The sequence below is a fragment of the Microcoleus sp. CAWBG640 genome (assembly GCF_020883015.1).
In the GTDB taxonomy this organism is placed as follows: Bacteria; Cyanobacteriota; Cyanobacteriia; order Cyanobacteriales; family Microcoleaceae; genus Microcoleus; species Microcoleus anatoxicus.
The window spans coordinates 42092-65420 of record NZ_JAHRFC010000018.1 but is presented as its reverse complement, the minus strand read 5'-3'; the positions used below and the strand labels follow the sequence as shown (position 1 = coordinate 65420).

The 23329-nt window shown below is 45.0% G+C and carries 13 protein-coding genes; 1 reads left to right on the top strand and 12 read right to left on the bottom strand.

Annotated features, from left to right (window positions below; genetic code table 11):
* Position 1: 1 nt before the first annotated feature.
* From AAFP11_RS11915 to bioF, 6 genes are all read right to left on the bottom strand, one after another.
* On the bottom strand, positions 2–6445 hold the full coding sequence (locus AAFP11_RS11915) for an SDR family NAD(P)-dependent oxidoreductase (RefSeq protein WP_341737261.1): 6444 nt from the start codon (positions 6443–6445) through the stop codon (positions 2–4).
* Between the two features lie 152 nt (positions 6446–6597).
* A complete protein-coding gene (locus AAFP11_RS11910) occupies positions 6598–6861 on the bottom strand; it encodes an acyl carrier protein (RefSeq protein ID WP_340522711.1) in 264 nt (87 codons plus the stop codon).
* Positions 6862–6875: 14 nt separating this feature from the next.
* Positions 6876–8495, bottom strand: coding sequence for an amino acid adenylation domain-containing protein (locus AAFP11_RS11905; RefSeq protein WP_341737260.1), 1620 nt, complete (start codon positions 8493–8495; stop codon positions 6876–6878).
* 12 nt (positions 8496–8507) lie between these two features.
* Positions 8508–9653, bottom strand: coding sequence for an acyl-CoA dehydrogenase family protein (locus AAFP11_RS11900; RefSeq protein WP_340522716.1), 1146 nt, complete (start codon positions 9651–9653; stop codon positions 8508–8510).
* A gap of 776 nt (positions 9654–10429) precedes the next feature.
* Positions 10430–10579 (bottom strand): hypothetical protein, encoded by a 150-nt coding sequence (locus AAFP11_RS11895; RefSeq protein ID WP_341737259.1) that lies wholly within the window; start codon positions 10577–10579, stop codon positions 10430–10432.
* Positions 10580–10789: 210 nt separating this feature from the next.
* Positions 10790–11950 (bottom strand): 8-amino-7-oxononanoate synthase, encoded by a 1161-nt coding sequence (gene bioF, locus AAFP11_RS11890; RefSeq protein ID WP_341737258.1) that lies wholly within the window; start codon positions 11948–11950, stop codon positions 10790–10792.
* Between the two features lie 66 nt (positions 11951–12016).
* Here bioF and AAFP11_RS11885 point away from each other — a divergent pair, with 66 nt between their 5' ends.
* The gene (locus AAFP11_RS11885) at positions 12017–12952 is read left to right on the top strand and encodes an exopolyphosphatase (protein WP_341737257.1); all 936 of its coding nucleotides are present in this window, start codon (positions 12017–12019) and stop codon (positions 12950–12952) included.
* 187 nt (positions 12953–13139) lie between these two features.
* Here the strand turns inward: AAFP11_RS11885 and AAFP11_RS11880 are convergent, their stop codons facing one another.
* The 6 genes from AAFP11_RS11880 to AAFP11_RS11855 all read right to left on the bottom strand — a co-directional run bounded on the left by AAFP11_RS11880 (position 13140) and on the right by AAFP11_RS11855 (position 23227).
* Positions 13140–13355, bottom strand: a complete 216-nt coding sequence (locus tag AAFP11_RS11880) for a hypothetical protein (protein WP_341737256.1) — start codon at positions 13353–13355, stop codon at positions 13140–13142.
* Between the two features lie 11 nt (positions 13356–13366).
* Positions 13367–14488 carry a glycosyltransferase family 4 protein gene (locus AAFP11_RS11875; protein ID WP_341737255.1) on the bottom strand — a complete coding sequence of 374 codons (1122 nt, stop codon included), beginning with the start codon at positions 14486–14488 and terminating at the stop codon, positions 13367–13369.
* A 181-nt stretch (positions 14489–14669) separates the two neighbouring features.
* Positions 14670–17477, bottom strand: coding sequence for a chloride channel protein (locus tag AAFP11_RS11870; RefSeq protein ID WP_341737254.1), 2808 nt, complete (start codon positions 17475–17477; stop codon positions 14670–14672).
* Between the two features lie 797 nt (positions 17478–18274).
* Positions 18275–20212, bottom strand: a complete 1938-nt coding sequence (locus AAFP11_RS11865; RefSeq protein ID WP_341737253.1) for a DUF3685 domain-containing protein — start codon at positions 20210–20212, stop codon at positions 18275–18277.
* A 112-nt stretch (positions 20213–20324) separates the two neighbouring features.
* Positions 20325–22508 carry a hypothetical protein gene (locus AAFP11_RS11860; RefSeq protein ID WP_341737252.1) on the bottom strand — a complete coding sequence of 728 codons (2184 nt, stop codon included), beginning with the start codon at positions 22506–22508 and terminating at the stop codon, positions 20325–20327.
* A gap of 266 nt (positions 22509–22774) precedes the next feature.
* A complete protein-coding gene (locus AAFP11_RS11855; RefSeq protein WP_341737251.1) occupies positions 22775–23227 on the bottom strand; it encodes a Fur family transcriptional regulator in 453 nt (150 codons plus the stop codon).
* Positions 23228–23329: the final 102 nt, after the last annotated feature.

Below are 23329 nucleotides of genomic sequence, written 5' to 3'. Positions count from 1 at the left end.
GTTAAATATTACCTAGTAGTTTATTGAGTTCTTCGTACTTGCTGGCAAGTAAAATGTCCGCTTCCTCTTCTGGAAGTTCTTCAAATACTTGGGTTGATGTCGTTTGGTCTTCTGTTTGCTGGACACTCATATCCTCTAGAACTAGAACCTCTTGTAGCAGGTAATTCACCAACGCTTCTAAGGTTGGATAGTCAAAGAGTAGAGTTGAGCGCAAAGAATGTTCGACACTTTTTTCCAGATAGTTTCTCAATTCCACCGCCATTAGGGAGTCAAGCCCTAAGTCGAATAAAGACTGGCGCGGCTCAATCCTGGTACTGGCATTTAATCCGATTACATTTCTAATGGTGGAACGAACATGATCCATCAAAATTGTTCGGCGCTCGTTAGCCAGAGTAGCTTTTAGTTGGGAAACTAAAGCTGGTCGTTCTTCAGATGGTGTAACAGTTGTCTGGAAGTTTTCATAGAATGGCGTAATTTTTGGTAGTCGTTCCAAAAATTTCGACCAGTTCATAGGCAGTACCCCGACTTGATCGCAGTCTTCGTTTTTGACCAAGTAGTTTAATGCTTGCAAGCCTTGTTCAGTTGGAATAATACCCCAACCTTGGGCTTTCAAACGACTAGCAAAAGCTGCTGCCATTCCTACCTCACCCCAAGGCCCCCAATTTATGGTTAAACTTGGTAAACCTTGCGATCGCCGATAATGAGCTAAACCATCAAGGAAGGCATTAGCTGCGGCATAGTTGCTTTGACCTGCATTCCCCAACAAAGAGGCAGCGGAGGAAAAACATACAAAGAAGTCCAAGAATAAATCTTGAGTCAAGGTATGCAAGTTCCAAGTTCCTTGTACTTTGGATGCCATGACTTTTTTGAAGCGAGTAGGTGTTTGCTCCTTCAACAAACCATCATCTAAAACACCTGCGGTATGAACAATTCCACGTAAATTAGGGCATTCACTCAGTATTTTTTGGACATCCTCCTGATTAGAAATATCGGCATTAATTACCGAGACTTTAGCACCTGCCTGCTCTAATTTTCTGATAGCTTCATTTGCTGCCTGTTTGACACTGCTTCGTCCTGTCAGAACTAGATGTTTAGCACCTTGTTCTACCAGCCACTCAGCCACCTTTAATCCTAATGCTCCCAATCCTCCCGCAATTAGGTAACTGCTGTCTGGGCGAACCCTTACATTTTCTGGAGTCTGAAAACTTAACACCACTTTACCAATGTGCTTAGCTTGCTGCATATAGCGGAAAGCATTTACAAATTCGGTAATTGGGAAAACTTTGGCCGGTAATGGTTTGAGCTTGCCTTCCTTAAAGATAGTCATCAATTCCAGAAACATTGAAGAAATTTGGGCCCCATCCATCTCTCCTAAATCAAAGGGGAAATAAGTAGCATCAGGGCGCTGTGATTGCAATTTCTCCTCATCCCAAATGCCAAGTTTACCGATTTCTACAAAGCGCCCTCCTTGGGTAAGTACGTCAAAGCTCCGATCGATAAACTTGCCAGTTAGACTGTTGAGGATGACATTCACGCCTTTTCCATTGGTGTCAGTCATTATCTGTTCGGCAAAATCAAGGTTGCGCGAGCTGTATATATGTTTAACACCAAGGGACTTTAAAAAATCCCACTTGGGCGGGCTAGCCGTCGCAAAAATTTCTGCTCCTTTCAGCTTGGCTAATTGAACAGCCGCTTGACCTACACCTCCAGCCGCATTATGAATCAATACTCGATCATTTGGGCCAATTTGAGCGCATTTGACTAGGCCGTAATAGGCTGTCAAAAAAGTAACAGGAATCGTTGCTGCTTCTTCAAAACTGAGTTCGGATGGTTTAGGAACTACCAATTTTGCTTTAGCCTTAACCGTAGTTGCCAAACTACCTGATGTGTAGGCAATGACGGCATCGCCTACTTTAAAGTCAGACGACTGTTTGCCAACGCGCTCGATCGTGCCTGCACATTCAAAGCCGAACAATATATCGCTGGCTGTTGCAGCAATACCTAAAGACTCCTCAACTTCGCGCATCATGCCTAACGCACGCAGCACATCTCTAAAATTAAGTCCACTCGCCCGAACTTTGATCTCGACTTCATCAGGTGCCAACGTTGGGGCAGAAGCGGGAACCAAAGTCAAGTTGTCGAGCGTGCCGTAGCTGGTCAGTTTCAACGCTACAGGAGCAATGCTTGGTGCCTGTGTGGGGTGGAAAGACTCTAATCTAGCTACATAGCGTGTCCCGTTTCGATAAGCAATTTGGTCTTCTAGATCAGGTGCGAGTAGTTCTTGGAGTAAAGACTTAACCGTTTCAACCGTTTCATCGGAGTGACGATCGGATGGTAAGTCTAAACAGGTGGTGGAAAATTCGGGGTGTTCTAGAGATAGCGTTTTACCTAGTCCCCAGATCGGTGTTTGCCAGAAAGCAACTGTATCATCCTTGAGCGCCGACTGTGCCCCTTGCGTAACCAACCACAATCGAGGGGAAGTCTTTGCTGAAGTCAGAGATTGAACTAGATGCAATACTTGCTCGCAGCTTGAATCGCAGGAGTCATTTTCATCAAGGCTCCAAAGGTAGACTACGCCTTGATAGGATTTACTCGCCAACAATTGCTGCCAGTCGGTTGGGTCTGTCCAGTTAATAGCATATTGCTCTGGCTTGGAGTTCCCATCAGTTGTTTTGGCATAGACGAGGTGCGATCGCTGTCCGCTTCCCTTCAACAAGTCAGCTAAGGTTTCGGCTACACCAGTGCGATCTGCCAAAATTAACCAATCGCCTTTGTTTGTTGCGCTTGCAGTTCCCGCTGTTTTTTTGACTTCTTTCCAAGCAACTTGCACAAGCCAATCTTTCCAGGGTTGCTTCTGCTGTAATGCTTGCAACCGAGCCTTTTTCAGTTGCAGACCGATCGCTTCGGCATAAACTTGACCATCTTTTCCAATTAACTGCAAGTCTGCCTTCAGGGTTTCTTGACCGGGCTGACCGTGAAGTTTAACGTAACTAAAAATTTCTTTGCTAGGATGCTGCCAAAAGGTGAAATGTGGGTAGCCGACTGGTAAATAAGTTTCGGCAAAGTCGGCAGGCATAGCTGCTAAAATTACTTGGAAACATCCATCCAAAAGCGCTGGATGCCAATGATAGGGATGGTTGACCAGGTTTTTAGCTAACTGAACTTGTCCGAGGGCTTCTCCCTCAGAACGCCACAAGCGGCGCAAACTTTGGAAGCTACCTTCATAGACCATTCCTCGAACGGCAACTTGCTGATAGAAAGCTTTGATGTCTTTATGTTCTTGGAGATGAGCTTCTAAAGCAGTTAAATTTGTATTTGGTTCAAGATTTGCTCTCTCTTTACCTACATTAATCTTTCCGGCTGCGTAGCGCGTCCAAGTCGGTTCTTCGTTAATGAAGACCAAACTAAAAATTTGCCATGAATAGCCTTCGAGATCGGGGGTTAAGACCAGTTGCAATGTTTGAGGTTCTTCTAGCTTGAGAGCTTTTTCAATTGCCACATCCTCAAAAGTTATGGGGCGGTCTCCAAAAAGTTGATTTACCGCTGCCAAAACCATCTCAAAGTAGGCGGAAGCCGGCATAATTGCTTGACCGAAAGCACGATGTTCTGCTAAGTAGGGCAGATCGTCGGTAGAAAGGTAAGCCTCAAACTGAACTTCTCCTTGTTTGAGTACGGATGAATAAATCCTCTCTTGTAGTAAGGGATGTGCACAGATTTCACTGCTCTTTCTGGCAATACGTTCTTGTCTGACATCAACCCAACAGCGCTCTTTTTGAAAGGGATAAGTTGGTAACACCACTTTTCGACGGTGTTGGTCTTGGAAAAACTCTTTCCAATTGATATTGACACCGCGAACATACAATTGAGCTAAACTTTCCACTACAGTGGATGATTCTGTCTCAGGACGGATACTAGGTAGCCATGTCAGGCGTTTTTCCTCATCAACCAAGCAACTAGCTCCCATACCTAAGAGAATTGGTTTGGGGCCAATTTCTACAAAGCATTCTATCCCCATCTTTTGTAGGGTATTCATGCCATCGGCAAATCTCACGGCCTGACTAATATGGCGAGTCCAATAATCAGAGGTTGCTACATCGTCCGTTACTCGATCGCCTGTGATATTAGATATCAGGGGTATTGTGGGTACAGAGTATGTCACCTGTGCAGCGACTTCAGCAAAGGGCTTTAATACTGGCTCCATTAGCGGTGAATGGAACGCATGAGAAACTGTTAGCTCATGGGTTTTGATCTGCTTGGTTTTCAGCTCGGCGACGATCGCATCTATGGCCTTACTATGACCGGAGATGACTATGCTCTGCGGGCCATTGACTGCGGCTACAGACACCTGTGTACCGTAGGGCGCGATCGCTAGATTTATGAGGTCTTCGCTTGCCATAACGCTGACCATTTTGCCATGCACTTCGTGGGGCAATTGCTGTATTAGTTGTCCGCGAGTTGCAATCAGCTTTAAGCCATCTTCTAAGCTAAACACCCCTGCCACGCAAGCCGCGACATACTCGCCTACACTATGTCCGATCACAACATCAGGTACGATGCCCCAGGATTTCCACAACTGGAAGAGAGCGTATTCAAAGGCAAATATCGCGGGTTGTGTATAGACTGTGAGATCGATGATGTTTTCTGGTCGATCGGGATAAAGTATTGACGCAATGGGTCGGTCTAAATAAGAACGCAGAATTTCATCGCATTGCTGCAACGCTTGGCGAAAAGTAGGTTGCGTTTCATAAAGTTCGCGTCCCATGTCAACGTATTGGGAACCTTGTCCAGTAAACAAGAAAGCGATTTTAGGCGTTCCTTGGTAAGTATCACCTTGGATCGTGCCTGTAATTTGTTTACCCTTGATAAAAGCATCAAGCTGTTGGGATATATTTGCTTTCGAGTTAGCCACAATAGCTAACCGATTGGCAAAATGGGTGCGTCCAGCGGCGGCTGTATAGCAAATATTTGCTATAGAATCCTCTGTCTTGTCCAAGAAAGTTAAATAACGATGGACGAGATCGGTGAGAGCTTTTTCGCTCTTACCAGATAAAGTAAGTAGATGGTATAAAGGTTCAATTCCCTCGCCAGAAGACTCAACTTGCGGTAGCTGTGGGGCTGCTTCAACAATTACATGGGCATTGGTTCCACTCATACCAAATGCACTTAGGCCTGCCAGTTTTGGTTCATGTTCTGGCCAAGGCATCAGTTCATTTGCTACAGTAATTGGCAATTTCTGCCAAGGAATACGCGGATTAGGTCTATCAAAATGTAAGTTGGGGGGAATCTGGTCATGCTGAAGTGAAAGTACAACTTTCATTAAACTAGCTACACCTGCGGCTGCCCCTAAATGCCCCATATTGGTCTTCATCGATCCAATTACTAATGGATCTTGACGATCTTTACCTAATACTTTTGCTAAGGCTATAACTTCAATTGGGTCGCCTAAAGGCGTTCCGGTTCCGTGTGTCTCCACAAATTGCACCTGATGCGGCTCAATGTGCGCGTTTTCTACGGCTTGGCGCAGCATTGCTTCCTGTGCGGCACTAGCAGGTGTTGTCAGGGTTAAACTGTAACCATCGTGATTGATTGCTGTACTTCTGATCGTGGCCAAGATCGGATCGCGATCGCGAATAGCATCGGAGAGACGTTTGAGAATAACAACACCACAGCCCTCTCCTTGTACGAATCCATCTACTGAATCCGAGAAGGTTTTGCAGCGACCATCTTTGGCTAAAACCTTCATTTGGCAGAAGCCAACTGTTAGTTTCGGAGAGAGTAGCAGACTGACACCACCAGCTATAGCCAGATTGCACTCGCGATCGTGCAGGGATTGACAGGCCAAATGGACGGAAACTAATGCTGAGGAACAAGCTGTATCAATTTGCATTGTTGGCCCATGCAAGTCCAATACATAGGCAATTCGCCCTGCTGATAAACTTCGTAAATTGCTCAATGTAGGGTAAGCATTGATTTCACTAGGATTCACCATATAAAAGCGTTCTGCCGAGTAATCATCCCAGTGAATACCGACAAATACACCTGTCTGGCTACCCGCCAAAGATGTAGGTGCAATTCCCGCGTTTTCGAGAGCTTCCCAACTTACTTCTAGAAGCAAGCGTTGTTGTGGATCTAAGTTCGCCGCTTCTCGCGATGCCATCCGAAAAAATTCGGCATCAAACTGTTCTATCTCATTTGTATCTAAGAAAGCCGCAGAACGCACATAAAACTTGCCCGGTGCAGGAGTAGGGTCATAGTATCTCTCTAGATCCCAGCGAGAAGAGGGAATATCTGTTACAGCATTTACGCCATTACGCAACAGTTCCCAGAATGCTTCTGGAGTGTCGGCATTTCCTGGGAAACGGCATCCCATCCCAACGATCGCGATTGGTTCCTTCTGAGGATTTTCGATATCAGAATCATGGTTAGGATGAGTGATTTTGTTCATGATTGATTTTTTTGAGAAGGGTTAAGATTATTGCAAATTAGGATAGACACGAACGGTCAGAAAATTCCAATGTGGAGTTGGAGTCAATTACAAAGAAATGAACGATTAAATCCTATGTTTACTTTTGTCTCAGGGAATAATACCTTCTTCCTTCATACCTGTGACGCCAATTTACCAAGTATATAAGCTTTGATATGGTCAATCGTTTCAAAGTTTTTTAATACGAGTTCTTCAGGCTCCCAAAAAATTCCAAATTCTTCTTCGACAAAGCGAACCAACCGAAAGAGATCCATTGAGTCCACTATCCGTTGCTCTACGATCTTTAAACTATTAGTTAGAACCAAGTTAGGTTGGTCGTATGCCAACTCTTGAGTGATATACTCTTTGAGCATTTGTTCGATCTTTTCTTCTGTCATTGTATTGTTTCCTGTTATTGCTGTGTTTCTTGAGATAACTGAACTTTGTCTATTTTACCAGTTGAAGTGTGGGGCAAGGAACTACGGAACTCAAACAAATCGGGAACCATATATTTGGGAAGCCGATCTGCACAAAACAATTTTAAAGCCTGTATTGAGACATCAGGCACTTCCGAAGGTATTGCTCCTGTGAGATCGTTACTACTACGTGGCACCACAACAGCTTTGATCCGATTACCGATTTCATGATCGGGAATGGGAATTACTGCGGCTTCTTCCACTTGAGGATGGCTGTACAAAATGCTCTCTATCTCACCCAATTCAATGCGATAGCCCCGACTCTTAATCATATGATCGCGACGACCTAAAAAGATATAATTGCCATCCGGGGCTTCTTTGACAAGATCCCCCGTGTGGTAAATCATCTCAGATCCCAAGCTACGATGCAAAGTAAAGGGAACTCGGACTTGAGCACTCTTTTCAGGCAAATCCCAATAACCTGTCATCAACCCAGGGCCACGCACGCAAAGCTCACCCACCTCACCTTTAGCTACCAATTCATTACTTGTACTCAAGACAAAAACTTCAGTATTAGCGCAGGCTTTGCCAAGTGGAAGTGATTCGGTTAGTTCTATATCAAGTGGTGAAACTTGGTAATAGGTGCAGACATTCGTTTCAGTGGGGCCATAGAGGTTGTAATAGGAGGCCTGGGGAATATGCACCATCAACTGACGCAAATATTTGATGGGGAAAACTTCACCCGCAAACAAAATGGTTCTTAAAGCGGGGAAGGTATGTTGCTCTAATCGACCATATAAGACCAAACTTGTGAGAATAGAGGGGACTGAATACCAGATCGAAATTCTTTCTTGGGCTATGAATTTAGCCAGATTAATTGGAAAGACCGATAAAGCGGCTGAGAGTAAAATTGTCGTGCCCCCAGCTTTGATAGTTGTAAAGATATCAAAGATGGAAAGATCGAAATGAAACGGCGCATGATTGGAAACACGGTCTTCTGCTGTTACCTGAAATGTGTCATAGGCCCAATTCACAAAGGTAAGAGACGCTCGGTGGCTAATCATCACCCCTTTCGGAGTTCCTGTCGAGCCAGATGTATAAAGGATATAAGCCAAATCGTTTTCAGTCAGATTTGGTTCTGGGGGTGGACTGTAAGAAGCTTGTAAAACCTCTGACCATCTGACAATTTTTCCCAACCACTGCGTTGCTCGATCGTCCTCATCTGTCAGAATCACACTGTTGAGACTCTGCAACTCTTCTAGGGAGTTGGTTCCTAAAGCATCTATTCTTTGCTGTGTCGAAATCAGGAACTTGATCTGACAGTTGTTAATGATAAAGGTAATCCGCTTTATTGGAGCGTAAGGGTCTAGAGGTACATAGGTGGCACCGGCTTTTAATATGCCAAAGATAGCAATAACAGCTTCAATTGACTTATCGAGGTAAATGCCAACTCGGTCTCTCCGTTCTATACCTGCATCTATCAAGGTATGTGCCAGTTGGTTACTTTTCTCGTCCAACTGACGATACGTGATCGTGTGTTCTTGCTGCTGTACAGCAACGTGATCGCTACGGGTTCGAGCGCTACTTGTTAACAGATGTTGCAGTAGATATGGCATGATGACCTTGCTTTACAATCCCAAGAATTTAGCAATGACGACTCGTTGAATTTCAGAGGTACCAGAGTAAAATTTACTGCCAATAGCATCTCGCAGCTCTCGCTCTAACTCTGTATTTGTTAAATAACCATAGCCACCGTGAACCTCGATTGCTTCCATACAACACTGAACCCAAGCTTCGCTAATGTACAAGTTAGCCATGGAGGCTTCCATCAGAGCCATTTGCTTATTTTGTTTCATCCAAGCAACTTTATATAAGTATGACTTGGCATTCTCCAACCGCAGTTTCATCTCCACTAACTTGTTGGCAACTAATTGAAATTTTCCAATCGCTTGACCAAATTGCTTGTGGCTTCTAGCGTAACGAATAGACTGCTCCAACAATCTTTCTATTGTTCCCACAGCAGAGGCTAGAATAAATCCCCGCTCCCACTCCATGCTATGATTGAATATGGCTAGCCCTGTCCCTTCTTCACCTAAGCGATTAGCGGCAGGTACCTCACAATTTTCTAACCTGAGTTCTGGTACTTCTGCTGTACGCATTCCCATTTTAGATATAGGCTCTGAAAGGATGAGACCAGGTGTATCTTTTTCGATAATAAAAGTCGTCAAACCCTCTTTCCCAAGAGCTGGGTCTACAGTAGCAAAAATGATGAAAAGGTCTGCAATGGTTCCATTGGTTACATAGTGTTTGTATCCGTTGAGAATGTATTTATCTCCATCTTTTTGAGCCGTTGTCTTGAGACTATAGATATCAGACCCCGCTTGTGGTTCGGTAGCTGCGTGGGACGCAATCCACCCTTCCCGACAAAGCAAGGGCAAATATTTTTCCTTTTGTTCTTCCGTCCCGAAGGTCAGCAGGGGCATTTCGCAAGCCCAGATATGGGCACTCATAGCAAATATCAGTCCGTTATCCTTGCAACCGTATCCTAATCCTTGCAAAGCATAGGCGGTAGTGAGAATATCTAGTTCCTGTCCGCCATAACGTGCAGGGATAGGCCATCCATGAACACCAAACTCACAGCACTTTTTCCACGCATCATGATTAAAGATTTCCTCTTTGTCCTGTTTAATCAGGTCGGAGATCAATGACTGTTGGGCAAATTGAATCACCTTTTTTTTAAATTCAATTTGTTGACTGTTCCAAGCAAAATCCATTACACCCTCTGCAATTTCAACTGATTTACCGGTTGTGTTCGCATATTAATGCGATTTTTCGCTCAATACTACCTCTTTAGATAGCCCTACTCTGCTACTAGAGTATTCCTTTAGATATATGTTTGTCTATATCTAATTCTTAAAACATTGTAAAGATAAATTTGACCTAGCTAATCTTCTAGCCCACATTCCGCACCCCCAACTGGCACATACACGGAGTGAGGGGGCAAAAGTGAATCATCCGAGACAAAGCGTGAGTAAAAATACTCAATAATTTCGGTCGCGCTCCCATCACGAGTGTTAAAAATTCCTGACAAGAGACGTGAGGGTATGAGTTAAATCTGATACCAGTTAAAATTGCGATCCTCTGCGAGGGCTGCGCTAACGGTAAAAAACCAAGTTTATTACGTATCCGTAACCTGATTGATGACCAAAATGCGTTAATTGCGATCGCTCTTGGGTAACCAATCATCACCAAAAATAGTGTAAACTGGCGATCGCGATGAACGCTCAAATCAGGATTCAGCAGCCCATGCAGAAAGCATCCCAGATGAAAAATGTGGGATACAACCGGAATTGATATGACTTCTTGCTTCTACTTAATCCTGATTGACTAATAAAAAACCCCGGTTGCTTGAAGCAACCGGGGTTTTTTTCTACGGAATAACAGAGGAGTGAACTTTCACAGGTATTGATGGCAAGAACTCTGCATTTCTCACACAATCACTTGACCTGCACAGACAAATTCTAGAAAACAAATTGTTGTGTTCGCTGATTTAAAGCTGTCTCATTTCTTCTTCCAGCACCCGAACCAAATCTTGATTGCCACTGGCTTTCGCTACTTCGATGCGGTGCATCAGTTGCTTCTGAATATTAGCTCGGTGGGTTTCAGCAATTTTTTTGACGTTTTGGCGATTTGTGTTCATGGTGGACGTTCCTTATATTAAATTTGGTGTAACCTGCTACTCCTTTAATATAGCGCGAAATTGCAAAAAGTATCTAAATTTACAAAAACTTTATAAATATTGACCCAGCGACCAAAATAGTGTATACTAGACTGCGAAAGTCAATAGCCAAATCTTAACAATCAAAAACCAGAGGACATCGGGCATCGGTAGCCGTCTGTCCCCTCTCCCTTAAATTTGTGCCAAAGCCTTTGCCAAATGCTGAAGGTGTGCCAACTCATGAGTTGCCATCAGCGAAATCCGAATTCGACTGACACTCACAGTCGGAGGGCGAATGGCGGGGGCAAAAATACCCATCTCCTTCAGTTTGCTACTAGCGGTTAAAGCTGTGGCTGCATCCTTTAAGGGAAAACTGAAAATGGGCGAGAGTGAATTGGTAATCGGTAATTGGTAATGGGCGATCGCCTCATCTCGGAAATTTTGGATATTTTGCTGTAGCCTCCGTCGTCGATCGGGTTCTTGCTGTACAATCTTCACAGCTTCCAAAGCAGCAGCCGTGTCGGCTGGTGTCAATCCCGTAGTATAAATCCAAGTCGGAGCTCGATTGCGGAGAAAATCAATCACAGCAGCATCCCCTGCAACATAGCCACCCAAACTTCCCAAAGCTTTGCTGAGTGTACCCACTTGAATCAAGGTTTCTCCCGTACACCCGAAATGTTCGACACAACCAGCGCCCCTAGCACCGAAAACTCCTGTAGCGTGAGCTTCGTCTACTAATACCATACAGTTAAATTGTTTGGCCACCGCTAACAACTGCGGTAACGGGCACAAGTCTCCATCCATACTGAAGACGCTATCGGTAACAATCAAACACTTGCGGTATCGATCGCGATGTTCAGTAAGCAGAGCTCTCAAATCCTCAACATTGCAGCGATCGTATTCTAGAGTCTGAGCTTGGCTGAGTGTTGCTCCATTTTTCAGGCTGGAATGGTTGTACTTGTCAGATAATATCAAATCCCGTTTACCGACGAGAGAGGCGATCGCCCCTAAATTCGCCAAATATCCCGAACTAAAGACTAAAGCATCCTCAGTTTGTTTTAAATTAGCAATACTCTGTTCTAGCTGTCGGTGCAAATCGCGGTGCCCGCCCACTAGCCTCGAACCAGTCGTACCCGTACCAAATTCCTTAGTTGCAGCCATCGCCGCTTGAATCAACCTATCATCCCCCGCAAGTCCCAGATAATCGTTGCTAGCAAAGTTAATTAGCCAGTCCCCGGCTAATTTTACCCTAGGGCCTGGACAACTTTCGATCGATTGTGGCGATCGATACCAATTGGCGCGGTGAATAGTGTCTAAATCCTTCTCTATCCAAGCATAAGGGTCAGCGTTCATAGTGGAAAGCGATCGAGTAATAAGTTATATTGTGTGATAATCAGTTCCTCAATTTCTCAAAAGCATATGTCAGACACTCAAAAATACAGATTAGTCACCCGCAGCGATTTTGACGGTCTTGTCTGTGCCGTTTTACTCAAAGAACTCGATATTATCGAAGAAATTAAATTCGTGCATCCTAAAGATATGCAGGATGGAAAAATCGAAATAACCAACAACGATATTACCACAAATTTACCCTATGTTGAAGGTGCTCATCTAGTTTTCGACCACCATTTCAGCGAAACTCTCAGACACGAAAAAATCCAAAAAAACCATATCATCGACCCCTATGCAGCATCCGCAGCCAGGGTACTATACAAATACTATGGAGGTCCAGCCAAGTTTCCCGACATTTCCGAAGCAATGATGGAAGCTGTTGACAAATCCGACTCCGCTCAATTTTCCGAATCCGAAGTTTTACATCCAGAAAAATGGGTATTGCTCAACTTCATTATGGATGCCAGAACAGGATTAGGCAGATTTAAGGAATTTACTGTTTCCAACTATCAGTTAATGATGGAATTAATTGATTACTGCAAAAACCACAAAATCGAAGAAATATTGGAACTTCCTGATGTCAAAGAAAGAGTAGAACTCTACTTCGATCACGAAGAAAAATTCAAACAACAACTACAGCGTTGTGCCAAAGTTTATGAAAATCTAGTTGTTTTAGATTTGCGAAACGAAGAGATTATTTATGCAGGAAATCGCTTTGTAATTTACGCTTTGTTCCCCCAATGCAATATATCAATTCACGCACTTTGGGGACTGAAGCAACAAAATACTGTTTTCGCCGTTGGGAAATCCATTTTTAACAAAACTTCTCAGGTAAATATTGGACATTTAATGTTAAGATATGGTGGTGGTGGACACATGAATGCCGGAACTTGTCAAATTGAAAATGACAAAGCTAGTAAAGTTTTGAATGAATTAATTGCACAAATAGATCAAGATAGTTGAATAAAAAAAAAGAAGAAGGGAAAAGCAATGGGTGCATCTGTGTTTTGCAAATATATTCGTAGGGGCGAAGCATGACCGCTGTAAATCTCTGGTTATCGCTAATAAATTGTCTGCGGTCATGCTTCGCCTATGCAAAATCGGGATGCTCCCAAGGCAATTCTTCTACCACCATAAGGTTATATTCTCGTTATTGTGGTTTTTCAACATCTACAGATTGCGAACTATTACCTCTCACCGAGGGTAAATGGTCTACCAAACCCATATCAAAAGCGACATCCGGCAATTCAGAAACCTGATATTTACCCGGTTCAAACAATCGTCCAGGAGTAAAACAAGGCTGTTTTAATTGTACAATTTCTCCCGGTGCAAACATTCCTCTAAATCTTTTACTTTCCAGGGCCATAATTTTCCTTCCTAAAACAACTGTCTCATTAATCTTAGCAACTTTCTAGCCGTCGCTTCCCAAGTAAATAAATCCGCCGTCTCTCTGGCTTTTTTAGCCACATGAAAACGTCGGGAATCTGCAACAATGTTCCGTAATTGCTCTCGAACCGACTGAAGATTTGGTTCCGCCCAATGAGGAGAATTGCTAATTTTCAGATGATGAGTATCATAACACAATCCTACCGGAATTAGATCGTAAGAAATCGGATAGCAGTTATCAATATTAGCATACTCGGTCGGGCCGCCGTAAAGAGGCATCGCCACGGGCAAACCTGCGGCAAAAGCATCCAAAATCTTGATGGCAAAACCCTCGCCACGAAAGGGAGCTAAAAAAGCATCGGCGGATAAGTATAAATTCGCTAGTTCTTGTTTGTCAAAAAACTTAGGTATTATTTCAACTTTTGGTTTAAACCTACCAAATCTCTGTTGAAAATCCATAATTATTTCTACGATAACGTCAGGGTTTTTGCCACCGTCTTTGATAATTAATTCAACATTAGATTCATGTTGAAATTCTTGACAAAAAGCTTCAATGGCAATGTCTGTACCAAATCTAGAGAAATCAAAAGAATTGGTCATGTGCAGAATAGACGTTACATAGGGTGGGTTTTTGGGAGATTTTTTTGCATAAAGTTCGGAGATTAAAGGATTGAATCCCAAAGGAAGGACGGAGATGTTATTGGCGGGACATCCTGCTTGGATTAAAACATTTTTAGAATACTCGCTGACAGCAAGTTTGTGAGATGAAGTGTGGACAGCATCGTACATCCAATAATCGAATTCATCATGGTTGGTGGCGAATTCATAGTTGATGGCAAAAAACTCTAAATTCAGATGACCATTGAGTTCTTTTAAAAAATAGGGTTTCCAGTAATGAGACCATTTTATTTGAAACAAATCCGATGGATGGTTGCTCATCCACTTGGCGATTAGACTGTTTTCTTCTGCCGTGCAAATGCGCTGCATACGAGGTGTAACTTCTGAGTCTTCGACGGAAATAGGAATCCCCATTTTGTCTAAGGCTTTAGCTAAGGAGAGTGTGATATCTGTGAAGGAGTTGAAGTGTTGAAATCCGATGTTAAAATGAACCATTTTTAATATTTTTGAGTTTTGAGTTTACTCGTTACCAGGAATTATCCAAGGGAGGCAGAGCCTCTAGATATGTGTTCCCAGGAGCATCCTGGGAACCAGACTAATAACTAATAAATTGGTTATTATCACCAACTAATAACTAATGACTAATGACTAATGACTAATGACTAATGACTAATAACTAATTTGCCGATCGCACTAAAATGATTGTACACTCACACCCGCGCGCCACAGCCTCCGGGATATTCCCGTGCATCACCTGTTTGAGCAGTCCTTCACGGCTAGCTCCCAAGACGATCGCATCACACTGGTCATTTTGAGCTAAATCAATTAAAGCATCAGACACCGACTTAGCGCAAACCGAAGTTGAAATTACCTGACAGCCCACCTGGCGCTTCAGAAACTCCGCCGCTTGGTCCAATTCATGGCGATTCGGTGATGCGACAGAAGGCTGGTGCACCTGACATAATCTAATCTCTGGTACTTGACTCGCCGCTACAAAAGCAGGTAACAGTCGCAAAGCCGTCGCTTGCTTGTAACCACCACGAATCGGCACCAGCCAGCGCTGCAATCCCATGAGGGTGTGTAATCCCAATTCCTCGCTTTGAAGGTGGGAATGTGGCGCAGAAATTTCTTCAGTTTGAGATTCAGGATTTGTGATTTGAGATGGGGAATTTTCTACCATGTTTATATTGGTTAAATCCACAGATTCTTGACTCAATGCTTTTTTGGGGATTCCCATCTTGTCTCCCCAGTCTCCTTTGTTGCCTTTTTGTAATAACTTTTCGCTCCATTTTACTAAAACTACTTCGCAACCAGCTTGCCGAATTACGGTATCTACAACATCGCCAAAAATGCGTCCACTTGTCGATTTTTCGCCTTGCCAGCCCATCAAAATCAGATCGATATGTCGCTCCCTAATTGTCTCTAAAATCGCGTAAGCCACGTCGTGAGATACCCGTATTTGGGTGTGTAGTGGGACATCCCAATGGCGGGCGATGCGCTCGGCTTGTTGCAAGAGGCGACGGCCTTTTGTTGTGCGCACTGCGGTTTCTGAAGGAGAACTGTTGCGGGGTACTAGCATGATTTGCACGCATTCTAGTTCGTAGTTGCGATCGCGCGCAATTGTCGCCGCCAGCCGTAGCAAAGCTGGTGCTGTGTAGGGATTCGAGAGCGGTACTAACAAGCGGCCATTTCCTATCTGGGGCGCTCTGGTTTGATATACAACATAAGAAGGTTCTGGACTTGCCCCCTGGTTTGTTTCTCCGCTTAATCTATTGGACTCAACTCGAATAATATCACTCCGGGTAATAATCCCTATTAAATGTCGTCCTTCTGTGACGGGTAAGCGACTGAGATTGTACTTGCTAAGCCTGTGTAAAACTTCGCTTAAAGTATCGTTTGCTTTCACAGTTATTGGCTGGGTAGTCATAAATTCTTTGAGCAGTGCATTGCCCAAAAAATTACGTTTTTTGGCATTGGCTAAATCTGATTGACTGACAATTCCCACTAATTTTCCAGCTTCCACTACTGGAAAACCTCGGTGAGTCGATCGCGAAAAAGCCTGCATCACTTCATCAAAAGTCAGTAGACTCGAAAGAGTTTCAACTTGGCGCTGCATGACGTTGGCTGCGTACAAATCGCTCAAAGCATCAACGGCTGGTTTATCTTTGGTCAGTTGAATGCCTTTCAACTCCAAAAGGCGATCGTACAAAGAGCCACTGTCCACCTTTTCCGCAACTAAATAAGCCACTACAGAACAAATCATCAAAGGTAGCACCAACTTGAAATCCGCCGTAATTTCAAACACAATAACTACCGCCGTAATCGGAGCCCTAGAAACCGCACAAAAAAAAGCTCCCATTCCCGCCAAAGCGTAAGTGACGGGCAAACCAACACCAAGCCAATCTGCCTGTAATATCCCCACCATATGACCTAGGGCAGAACCCAGAACTAGGGAAGGTGCAAACAATCCTCCCGGTGCTCCTGAAGCAGCAGAGATAATAGTCAAAAAAAAGTGAGCAATAAAAGCAATTAAACTTGTGACACCGCTAGCTTCTCCGGTTAGTAAAAATTCGCGCAATCCAGTATTATTACGAAAATTTTCTGGTAGTAATGCTATTACTAAGCCACAAATCAATCCCGCTAAAGCTATTCTAAAAGGCAAGGCAAGTTTGAGAGTTTTTCTATTAAATTGCAATCCCGCCAGAATTCCTTTACTGAACAAAGCTCCCAGGAAGCCTGCTAAAACTCCTAACAGTACATAAAACGGAATTTCCCCAGCCGAAAAACTGGTTTGATACTCTCGTAAATTGAGATTTAAACTATCACCGCCCAAAATTTGTGAGACAACCGCACCGATGAAAGAAGCAATGATTGCAGTACCTAAAGTCAGCCCTGAAACATCGTGCAGTAGTTCTTCGACGACAAACAAAACTCCTGCAATGGGAGCATTAAAACCCGCAGCTAATCCCGCCGCAGCGCCACAAGCAATCAATTGTCGGCGGTAGTCTGGAGAAGTTGGCATTAAGTGACCAATCCAGTCTGCCAAAGACGCTCCAATTTGGACAGTAGGGCCTTGTCTGCCCAGGGTTAAACCAGAACCAACTGCTAAAATAGTGGTGATAAGTTTAGCAACGGCTACTCGTAAATTCAAAGAAAGATTGACACCAGAAAGTGCAGCTTTGACGTGGGGAATGCCACTACCGGCAGTTTCAGGAGCCCAACGTTCCACCAAAAAACCTGTCAGCAACCCGCCGAATAAACCGACAGCCGGAAGTAAGATTACTGCGGGAATTAATGTTGAGGTAGCTACTCGCCAACTGCCGAGCCATCCGACTCCTAATTTGAGTAAAACGCCAGCCAATCCTGAAATTAAGCCAATCAGACAAGCTTCAAATATAGCAAGGCGTTTCGGGCGTAAAAACAGTTGAGATTCGATGACCCTGGAAGATTCCCTAAATTGTTTAGGGATAGGAATATACCGCATAAATAGGGTTTATTACCTGAAATTTTTAGCTGTTACCAGACTTTAACAACAAAATCCATCGATTGGACAAAATATAACTAATATTTAACCGCCGATGCAGGCAGATTAACGCGAATTAATTATATAGGTTTATAGAACCGATCGCAAGTTACTACAACGAAAACAGTGATTCGAGTTTACAGGAGCAAGAAAAATTAGACGTTTCCAACAATAGCTGGGCTGGCACCAAGCACTTTCAGCAAGAGAACATTTCAGGAGTTATAAACTCTGTCACTAAGGGCCGTGGGGGTTAGGTACAGTATTTACTTGGTCTGCGGGAAACGAACGCGATGACCAGAACCCATACCCAAATCTGCAAATCGACCTTATTTCACTTTCCTTTAGGAACGGTTTTTTTTAACCGCAGATTAACGCAGATAAATCTTACAGAACCTACGCAAAAAAACCGGTTTCTTTGAACAATCATCGCTCTATCGCCTGAGATATTGACGCAGAAACCGGGTTTTTGACCCCCCGTGTGTCCAGGACTGTCTTATCTTCTTTGCGTTAATCCGCGGTTTTTCTTGCCATCACAAGCAGCCTGCTTTCTCATATCAAGTCCGGTTGTATCGGAATGATTTAACCGCGAAGGCGCTCATGACGCGAAGGAAGAGAAGAGAGAGTTTAATACTGGACGATGAAGAGAGGATTTGATCTCACTCCCTTGTCACCCCCCCAAGGTAGCAGGGCTGTTTCATTCTCGGAAAAATCATCGTTTTGTAGGGGTAGTGCCTTTTTTTGCCTACCCTCCGCGTCCACTACCCATTTTTGCCAAACTTACTATCCTGCAAAGAATTCCCAATCCCCTGAATAAATCCCCGCCCCACCAACCCAATTCCCCGCCCAACTACCTCAGTCAAAACATAAACAACACCCACACCAAACAGCGAAACAACGGCCCGAAGCCTAGGTGCGATCGCATCCCTCGTTTCCAGCACCAAAGTCAACGCCAATCGCCATCCAGAAAGCCGCGCTAACTCCACATTTCTGGGAGCATAAATACAAACCCTATGAATTCCCGAATCCCTCAACACAAACAGCCAAAACCTACTCTCAAAAATGGCTTTCGGTTCCACAAAATAACTTTCCCAACGATACTTCCAAGATAAATTATTCCGAAACCGCTCAATCTCTCGTGTCGAAATTAACTTCCCATCATAAAATTTTTGCTTAACTTCCTCAACATTCCCAAAATTGTTTAGCAGAGGCTGCACCACTCCACTAGCAACTTGAATTACCAAATTTTCCAACAAATACTCAGCCCGCTGCATTGCTTCTGGACTCCCAGCCAGACAAGAATTATTATCAACAATCAAGGGATTTTCAAATAGCAAATGTGCAAAAAAATCAACGGTAAGCGGTATTTTGTCAATAATTTCTGCCCCAACTTCCTCCCGGTCAGAAAGTAGCACTGGGACAACTTCTACCCCATTTATTTTTCCGAAAAATTCCCCACTTTCAGCTAAACTATTGGAGACTTTTAAATCTGTTTGAACTTCATCTAAAATCCCAGGTTCCCTGACTTGCAGAGTATAGTATCTGCCAAAAAAATCGATGATTGTATCTTGCCACAAATTCCGCAAAATAGCAGGCATTTTTTCCGTCAATTGAGTTGGCTGCACCTGAGAAAAACGTAACTCTTCGAGCACTTCTTCCAATTGTCCCAGGATGCAATTAATCAACTCCAGCTTTTTGGTCGATCGCAAAACATCAATTTCCAAAGGCACGCCACTCAAATTCACCACATCAAACTGCAACTTAGCAGCCACTGAGTCAAACAAACTACCTTGCCAATCACCTCCCTTGGTCGAATCATCGACCAAAAAATCTGTATTCTTAACTACCAATTCCGAATTAATTAACAAACTTTTCCCTCTCCCCTCTCCCCTCTGCTTACCCTGAATCCCCTGGCTTTCTTCCCTCTCCCTTCTTCTTGGTGTTGGCAATAACTGACTCACCACCCAGCGAGCAGCCAGCAATTCTCGGTGATGTCCGCTCAGCAACAAACTATCCAAAATCGAGCCAAAATCATCGTTCCCAGTAGGTTTTGTCCCTTGTAATTCAGCTTTTACTACTGCCAAAGTTGCGTCTATTTGCCGCAGCCCAGACAGGCAAATATCAGCCAATATTTTTTGGTGTATTGGCGTAGTAACTGTCGGAGCATCTACTATTTGTTCCACATCGGTGGCAGAGTTTTCTGTTGATTGAACTCCCCCTAAATTCAGTGGAATTTCCCAGCTCACTGCCACATCTTCTGGCCAATAACTTTCACCCGATGCCACCAAGCGAATCACGGCCATTGTCAGCGCAATATCTCTACCTTTAGGACAATAGCCATTGACACCTGCTTCCTCCAGAATTGCTCGCGACTCTGCCGTCAGTGACCCACCCAGGAGCAACAGGGGCAATTCGGGGTAGAAACTTGCTAACTGGCGACAAAATGCGATCGCCGACATTTCGCCCACTTGGCCCACTTCGCCCGATCGCACCCGTGGCGTATCAAAATCAAATATTACCAAATCTGGTGGCTTCGCTTCTCCATTCGCGATCGATCGCTCCTCTAAAAGCAACAAAGCCTCTGCCGGCGTTGAAACCTCCGCAAAAATTTGCAAATCAGGATAATCCTGGCAAGCAATTCGCAATCCCAGGCGGAAAATGGGGTCATTACCGATCGACAACAATTGAAAATTAGTCATCAAACAGCAAACAGTAAAAGACAGCAAGAGAATAGAAGAACATACCGACAGAGCACTTGTTGAGCTATCACCCCTAGAGCAATGGCCAGGGAGCGATCGACCTTCAGCCCCATTACTCTGGAATTAAATTACGGTCTGGAGGACCAGCCGAATCCGGGATCGGAGGTGGAGGCGCGGGTTCGGGAGCAGGAGGCGGAGCAGGTTCAGGAGCGGGAGCCGGAGCCTCCTGTCGCGCGGGCGGATAGTAAGGCTCTGCTTGTCTGGCTGGCGGATAGTAAGGCTCCTCCTGTCGCGCGGGCGGATAATAAGGCTCCGCTTGTCGCGCGGGCGGATAGTAAGGCTCAGGCTCCGGCTGCGGTGCTTCTTGCCGAGCCTGCGGGTAATAAGGTTCAGGAGCCGGAGCAGGTTCAGGAGGTGGCGCATATTCCTCCCGCACAGGAGGTGGAGCGTATTCCTGCTGTCGCGGAGCCGGCGCATACTCTTCCACAGAAGCCGGCTCAGCTTGGCGAGGACGTTCCGCAGGTACCGGTGCGCTTCTGGCACTCAGTTCCGCACTCCAGCGTCCGATCGCGCTAGCAGCCTCCGAATGCAGAGCTCTACCGTAACTGACCTGGGATGCCATATCGATCGCCGCTCCCAACCTGCCTTGAGACGCCAACTCAGCAGCTCGATCCAAAATTGGTCGATCTTGAGCCACTTGCAAGTCGCTGACCCATTGATAGACATTATCCTGAGCTTTAGCATATAAACTTCTACCGCTCTTGATTTGGGAAGCCTTATCAATAGCCTCGCTTAGCTTTCCTTGCTTTGCCAGAGCCAGCGCCCCGTCCAAAAACGGCTGATCTTCCACAATTTCTATGCGTTTAGTCCAGCTCGCCAGGAGAGTTTGGGCTTCTAGCCTGCGGGGGCGGTTTTGAGCGATCAGAGTTACCTGAGCGATCGCACCCTTTAGCCCCTCAACAGTTCCCGGTGCAGCCAACTGCTTGGCCAGCATCACAAAAGATTTGTCCTCTATCCGCTGAATGTCTTTGCGCCACGCAGCCACCAAAGTTTGAGCGTGCACCCGTCGCGGCTGCTTCGGCCCGATGGTTTGCGCTTGGTCGATCGCGATTTCCAAGGCTCCAGGTAGACCAATACTGGCGATCGAATTCGCCATTTGCAGCCGCACCAAATCTTGAAACTGCAATTGCAAACTCTCTATTTGACCTTGAGCCTTCTGGTATAGAGGACGGCCTGGAGCAATCTTACTAGCAGCACCTTGACCTTCTAGCAAGCTAAAAATATGTTCCCCCAGAGGCGTAGTAATCGACTGATTCCAAGTCACCGCCACAGCCCTACCGAACTGCATCAAATCTTGGGCTTCGGCAAACAGAGGTGAATCCGGTGGCACCACAGAAGCCGCCTCGATCGTCCCGTTCAAATCCTTCGCCTGCAAGCGTTTATTCGCCATTGCCAGCAAAACCTTGCTCCACCCTGCAATTTCCTCCTCCGCCTTCGCGCGCGCAAACAGTTTCGAGTCTATTTTTCTAGCCAAGACGATCGCCTCTGCAAACTTTTGCGGAGTTTCATCCTTCGCCAACTCCTTCGCCTCGGACAAGCGCTGCCAGCCGTTTCTTTCCACAGCTATCTGCTGGACTAACTCGTTGTAGCGTTTCTGACTCCAGAAAATATTGTCCAGTTTAAACAGAGCTTGAGCGTAATCCCAGGCTTTTCTTAAATCGTCAACTTTCAAAGCTGCTTGAGCAGTATCGTAAAGCTTTTGACCTTCCTGCCAATTTTTTTCCCAAGCGGTAACAGCCTCCTGTACCTCCGGGTAAGACGGACTCGTTTTGGGAATTTTTCCCACAATGTCCATTGCACCTTTCAAGTCCCCCGCCTCGATTCTGGCTTTGGCAAATCCCAAAATTGCCTTGGACCACTCCCCTACCAAATGTTGGCCCTGGGAGTAGAGTGGGTGTTCTTTGGGCCAAGCCTGCACCAGGACGATCGCGGATTCTAGCTGTTCTAGTTTCCCAGACTTAGCCGCTTGCTGAGCGCAATAAAGCCGCTCTCCGTCGGCTGCTAGTGGCGAAAGTTGCTGGCAATTGGGAGGCGGTGGCATCGTCAGCAACCACAGAAATGCAGCTACACCCGTTACTCCAAAGCCCACCAGGACAGTCAGCCAGATGAGCTGCCACTGCCAAAAACTTCTTTTAGTTTCGACTATCGGTGGCGCTATCGCTTCTGAGCCATCATCCCCTGTAACCGAGTCTGCACTTAATTTTGCTGTCGGTTCCGAGGGGTGGTTGTATGTCACTGGTCTTGAGAATTTGTCAGATTGTCGTCTCGCCATTACTTCAGCCTATCCTGTAATGCGCTTGTGCATTTGGTAGTAATCAAACGCAGCTAAATTATACAGTAATTGACCTACTGCTATGCAGTTAGGACAGGGGAGATAATAATTCATGCTGCACAGATGCTCGATCGCGTTGGCAATTTTCAGCTCTTCAACTGTCGAGATTTGCAGTAAATAAGAACTAGATGAAAGTCTGCGGTGTAACTTTTGGTCGATAACCCAATTTTTTACGATCCGTTGGGGAGTGAGCCTTCTGCCGTTGATTCGGGCGATCGATAGCCGTAGAAGTCGATCCGGTAATCTACGATCCGAACTCCCGTTTGTTGTTCAATTTGTGCTATCAAGTCTGTGGGCAATTCCACATGAATGTCGAGAATCTGAGATGTATCCAGACAATTGACGTGAGAGTGAGAATCGCTGACATTGCCGTACAATCGTCCTTCCGATCGCTCTATGCACTCAATAATCCCTTCTCTAGATAGGGCTTCGAGGTTTTGATACACCGATGTGTGACCGATCGAATGTGCTTGTTGATTTAGGCGATCGTATATTTCACGCGCTGAGAGGTGTTCTTGCGCCTGCCACAGGAGTTCGAGAATCAATCGACGCTGGCGGCTCAAGCGCATTCCCATCGCCTGACAGCGATTTAAAGCATCTTCTAATGAACGAATTGGTTTCACAGCTACCGCCTTCTAAAGCCTGCTCGATTTTTAACTCTCGTACAACGTTGCACGCAGACCATAATTTCCTTAATTCTAACGCAGCGTAGCCCAAAGGTATAG

What these genes read in the sequence shown, in the direction of transcription:
- AAFP11_RS11915 (WP_341737261.1), bottom strand. Translation starts at nt 6,445, where the DNA reads ATGAACAAAATCACTCATCCTAACCATGATTCTGATATCGAAAATCCT.
- AAFP11_RS11910 (WP_340522711.1), bottom strand. Translation starts at nt 6,861, where the DNA reads ATGACAGAAGAAAAGATCGAACAAATGCTCAAAGAGTATATCACTCAA.
- AAFP11_RS11905 (WP_341737260.1), bottom strand. Translation starts at nt 8,495, where the DNA reads ATGCCATATCTACTGCAACATCTGTTAACAAGTAGCGCTCGAACCCGT.
- AAFP11_RS11900 (WP_340522716.1), bottom strand. Translation starts at nt 9,653, where the DNA reads ATGGATTTTGCTTGGAACAGTCAACAAATTGAATTTAAAAAAAAGGTG.
- AAFP11_RS11895 (WP_341737259.1), bottom strand. Translation starts at nt 10,579, where the DNA reads ATGAACACAAATCGCCAAAACGTCAAAAAAATTGCTGAAACCCACCGA.
- bioF (WP_341737258.1), bottom strand. Translation starts at nt 11,950, where the DNA reads ATGAACGCTGACCCTTATGCTTGGATAGAGAAGGATTTAGACACTATT.
- AAFP11_RS11885 (WP_341737257.1), top strand. Translation starts at nt 12,017, where the DNA reads ATGTCAGACACTCAAAAATACAGATTAGTCACCCGCAGCGATTTTGAC.
- AAFP11_RS11880 (WP_341737256.1), bottom strand. Translation starts at nt 13,355, where the DNA reads ATGGCCCTGGAAAGTAAAAGATTTAGAGGAATGTTTGCACCGGGAGAA.
- AAFP11_RS11875 (WP_341737255.1), bottom strand. Translation starts at nt 14,488, where the DNA reads ATGGTTCATTTTAACATCGGATTTCAACACTTCAACTCCTTCACAGAT.
- AAFP11_RS11870 (WP_341737254.1), bottom strand. Translation starts at nt 17,477, where the DNA reads ATGCGGTATATTCCTATCCCTAAACAATTTAGGGAATCTTCCAGGGTC.
- AAFP11_RS11865 (WP_341737253.1), bottom strand. Translation starts at nt 20,212, where the DNA reads ATGACTAATTTTCAATTGTTGTCGATCGGTAATGACCCCATTTTCCGC.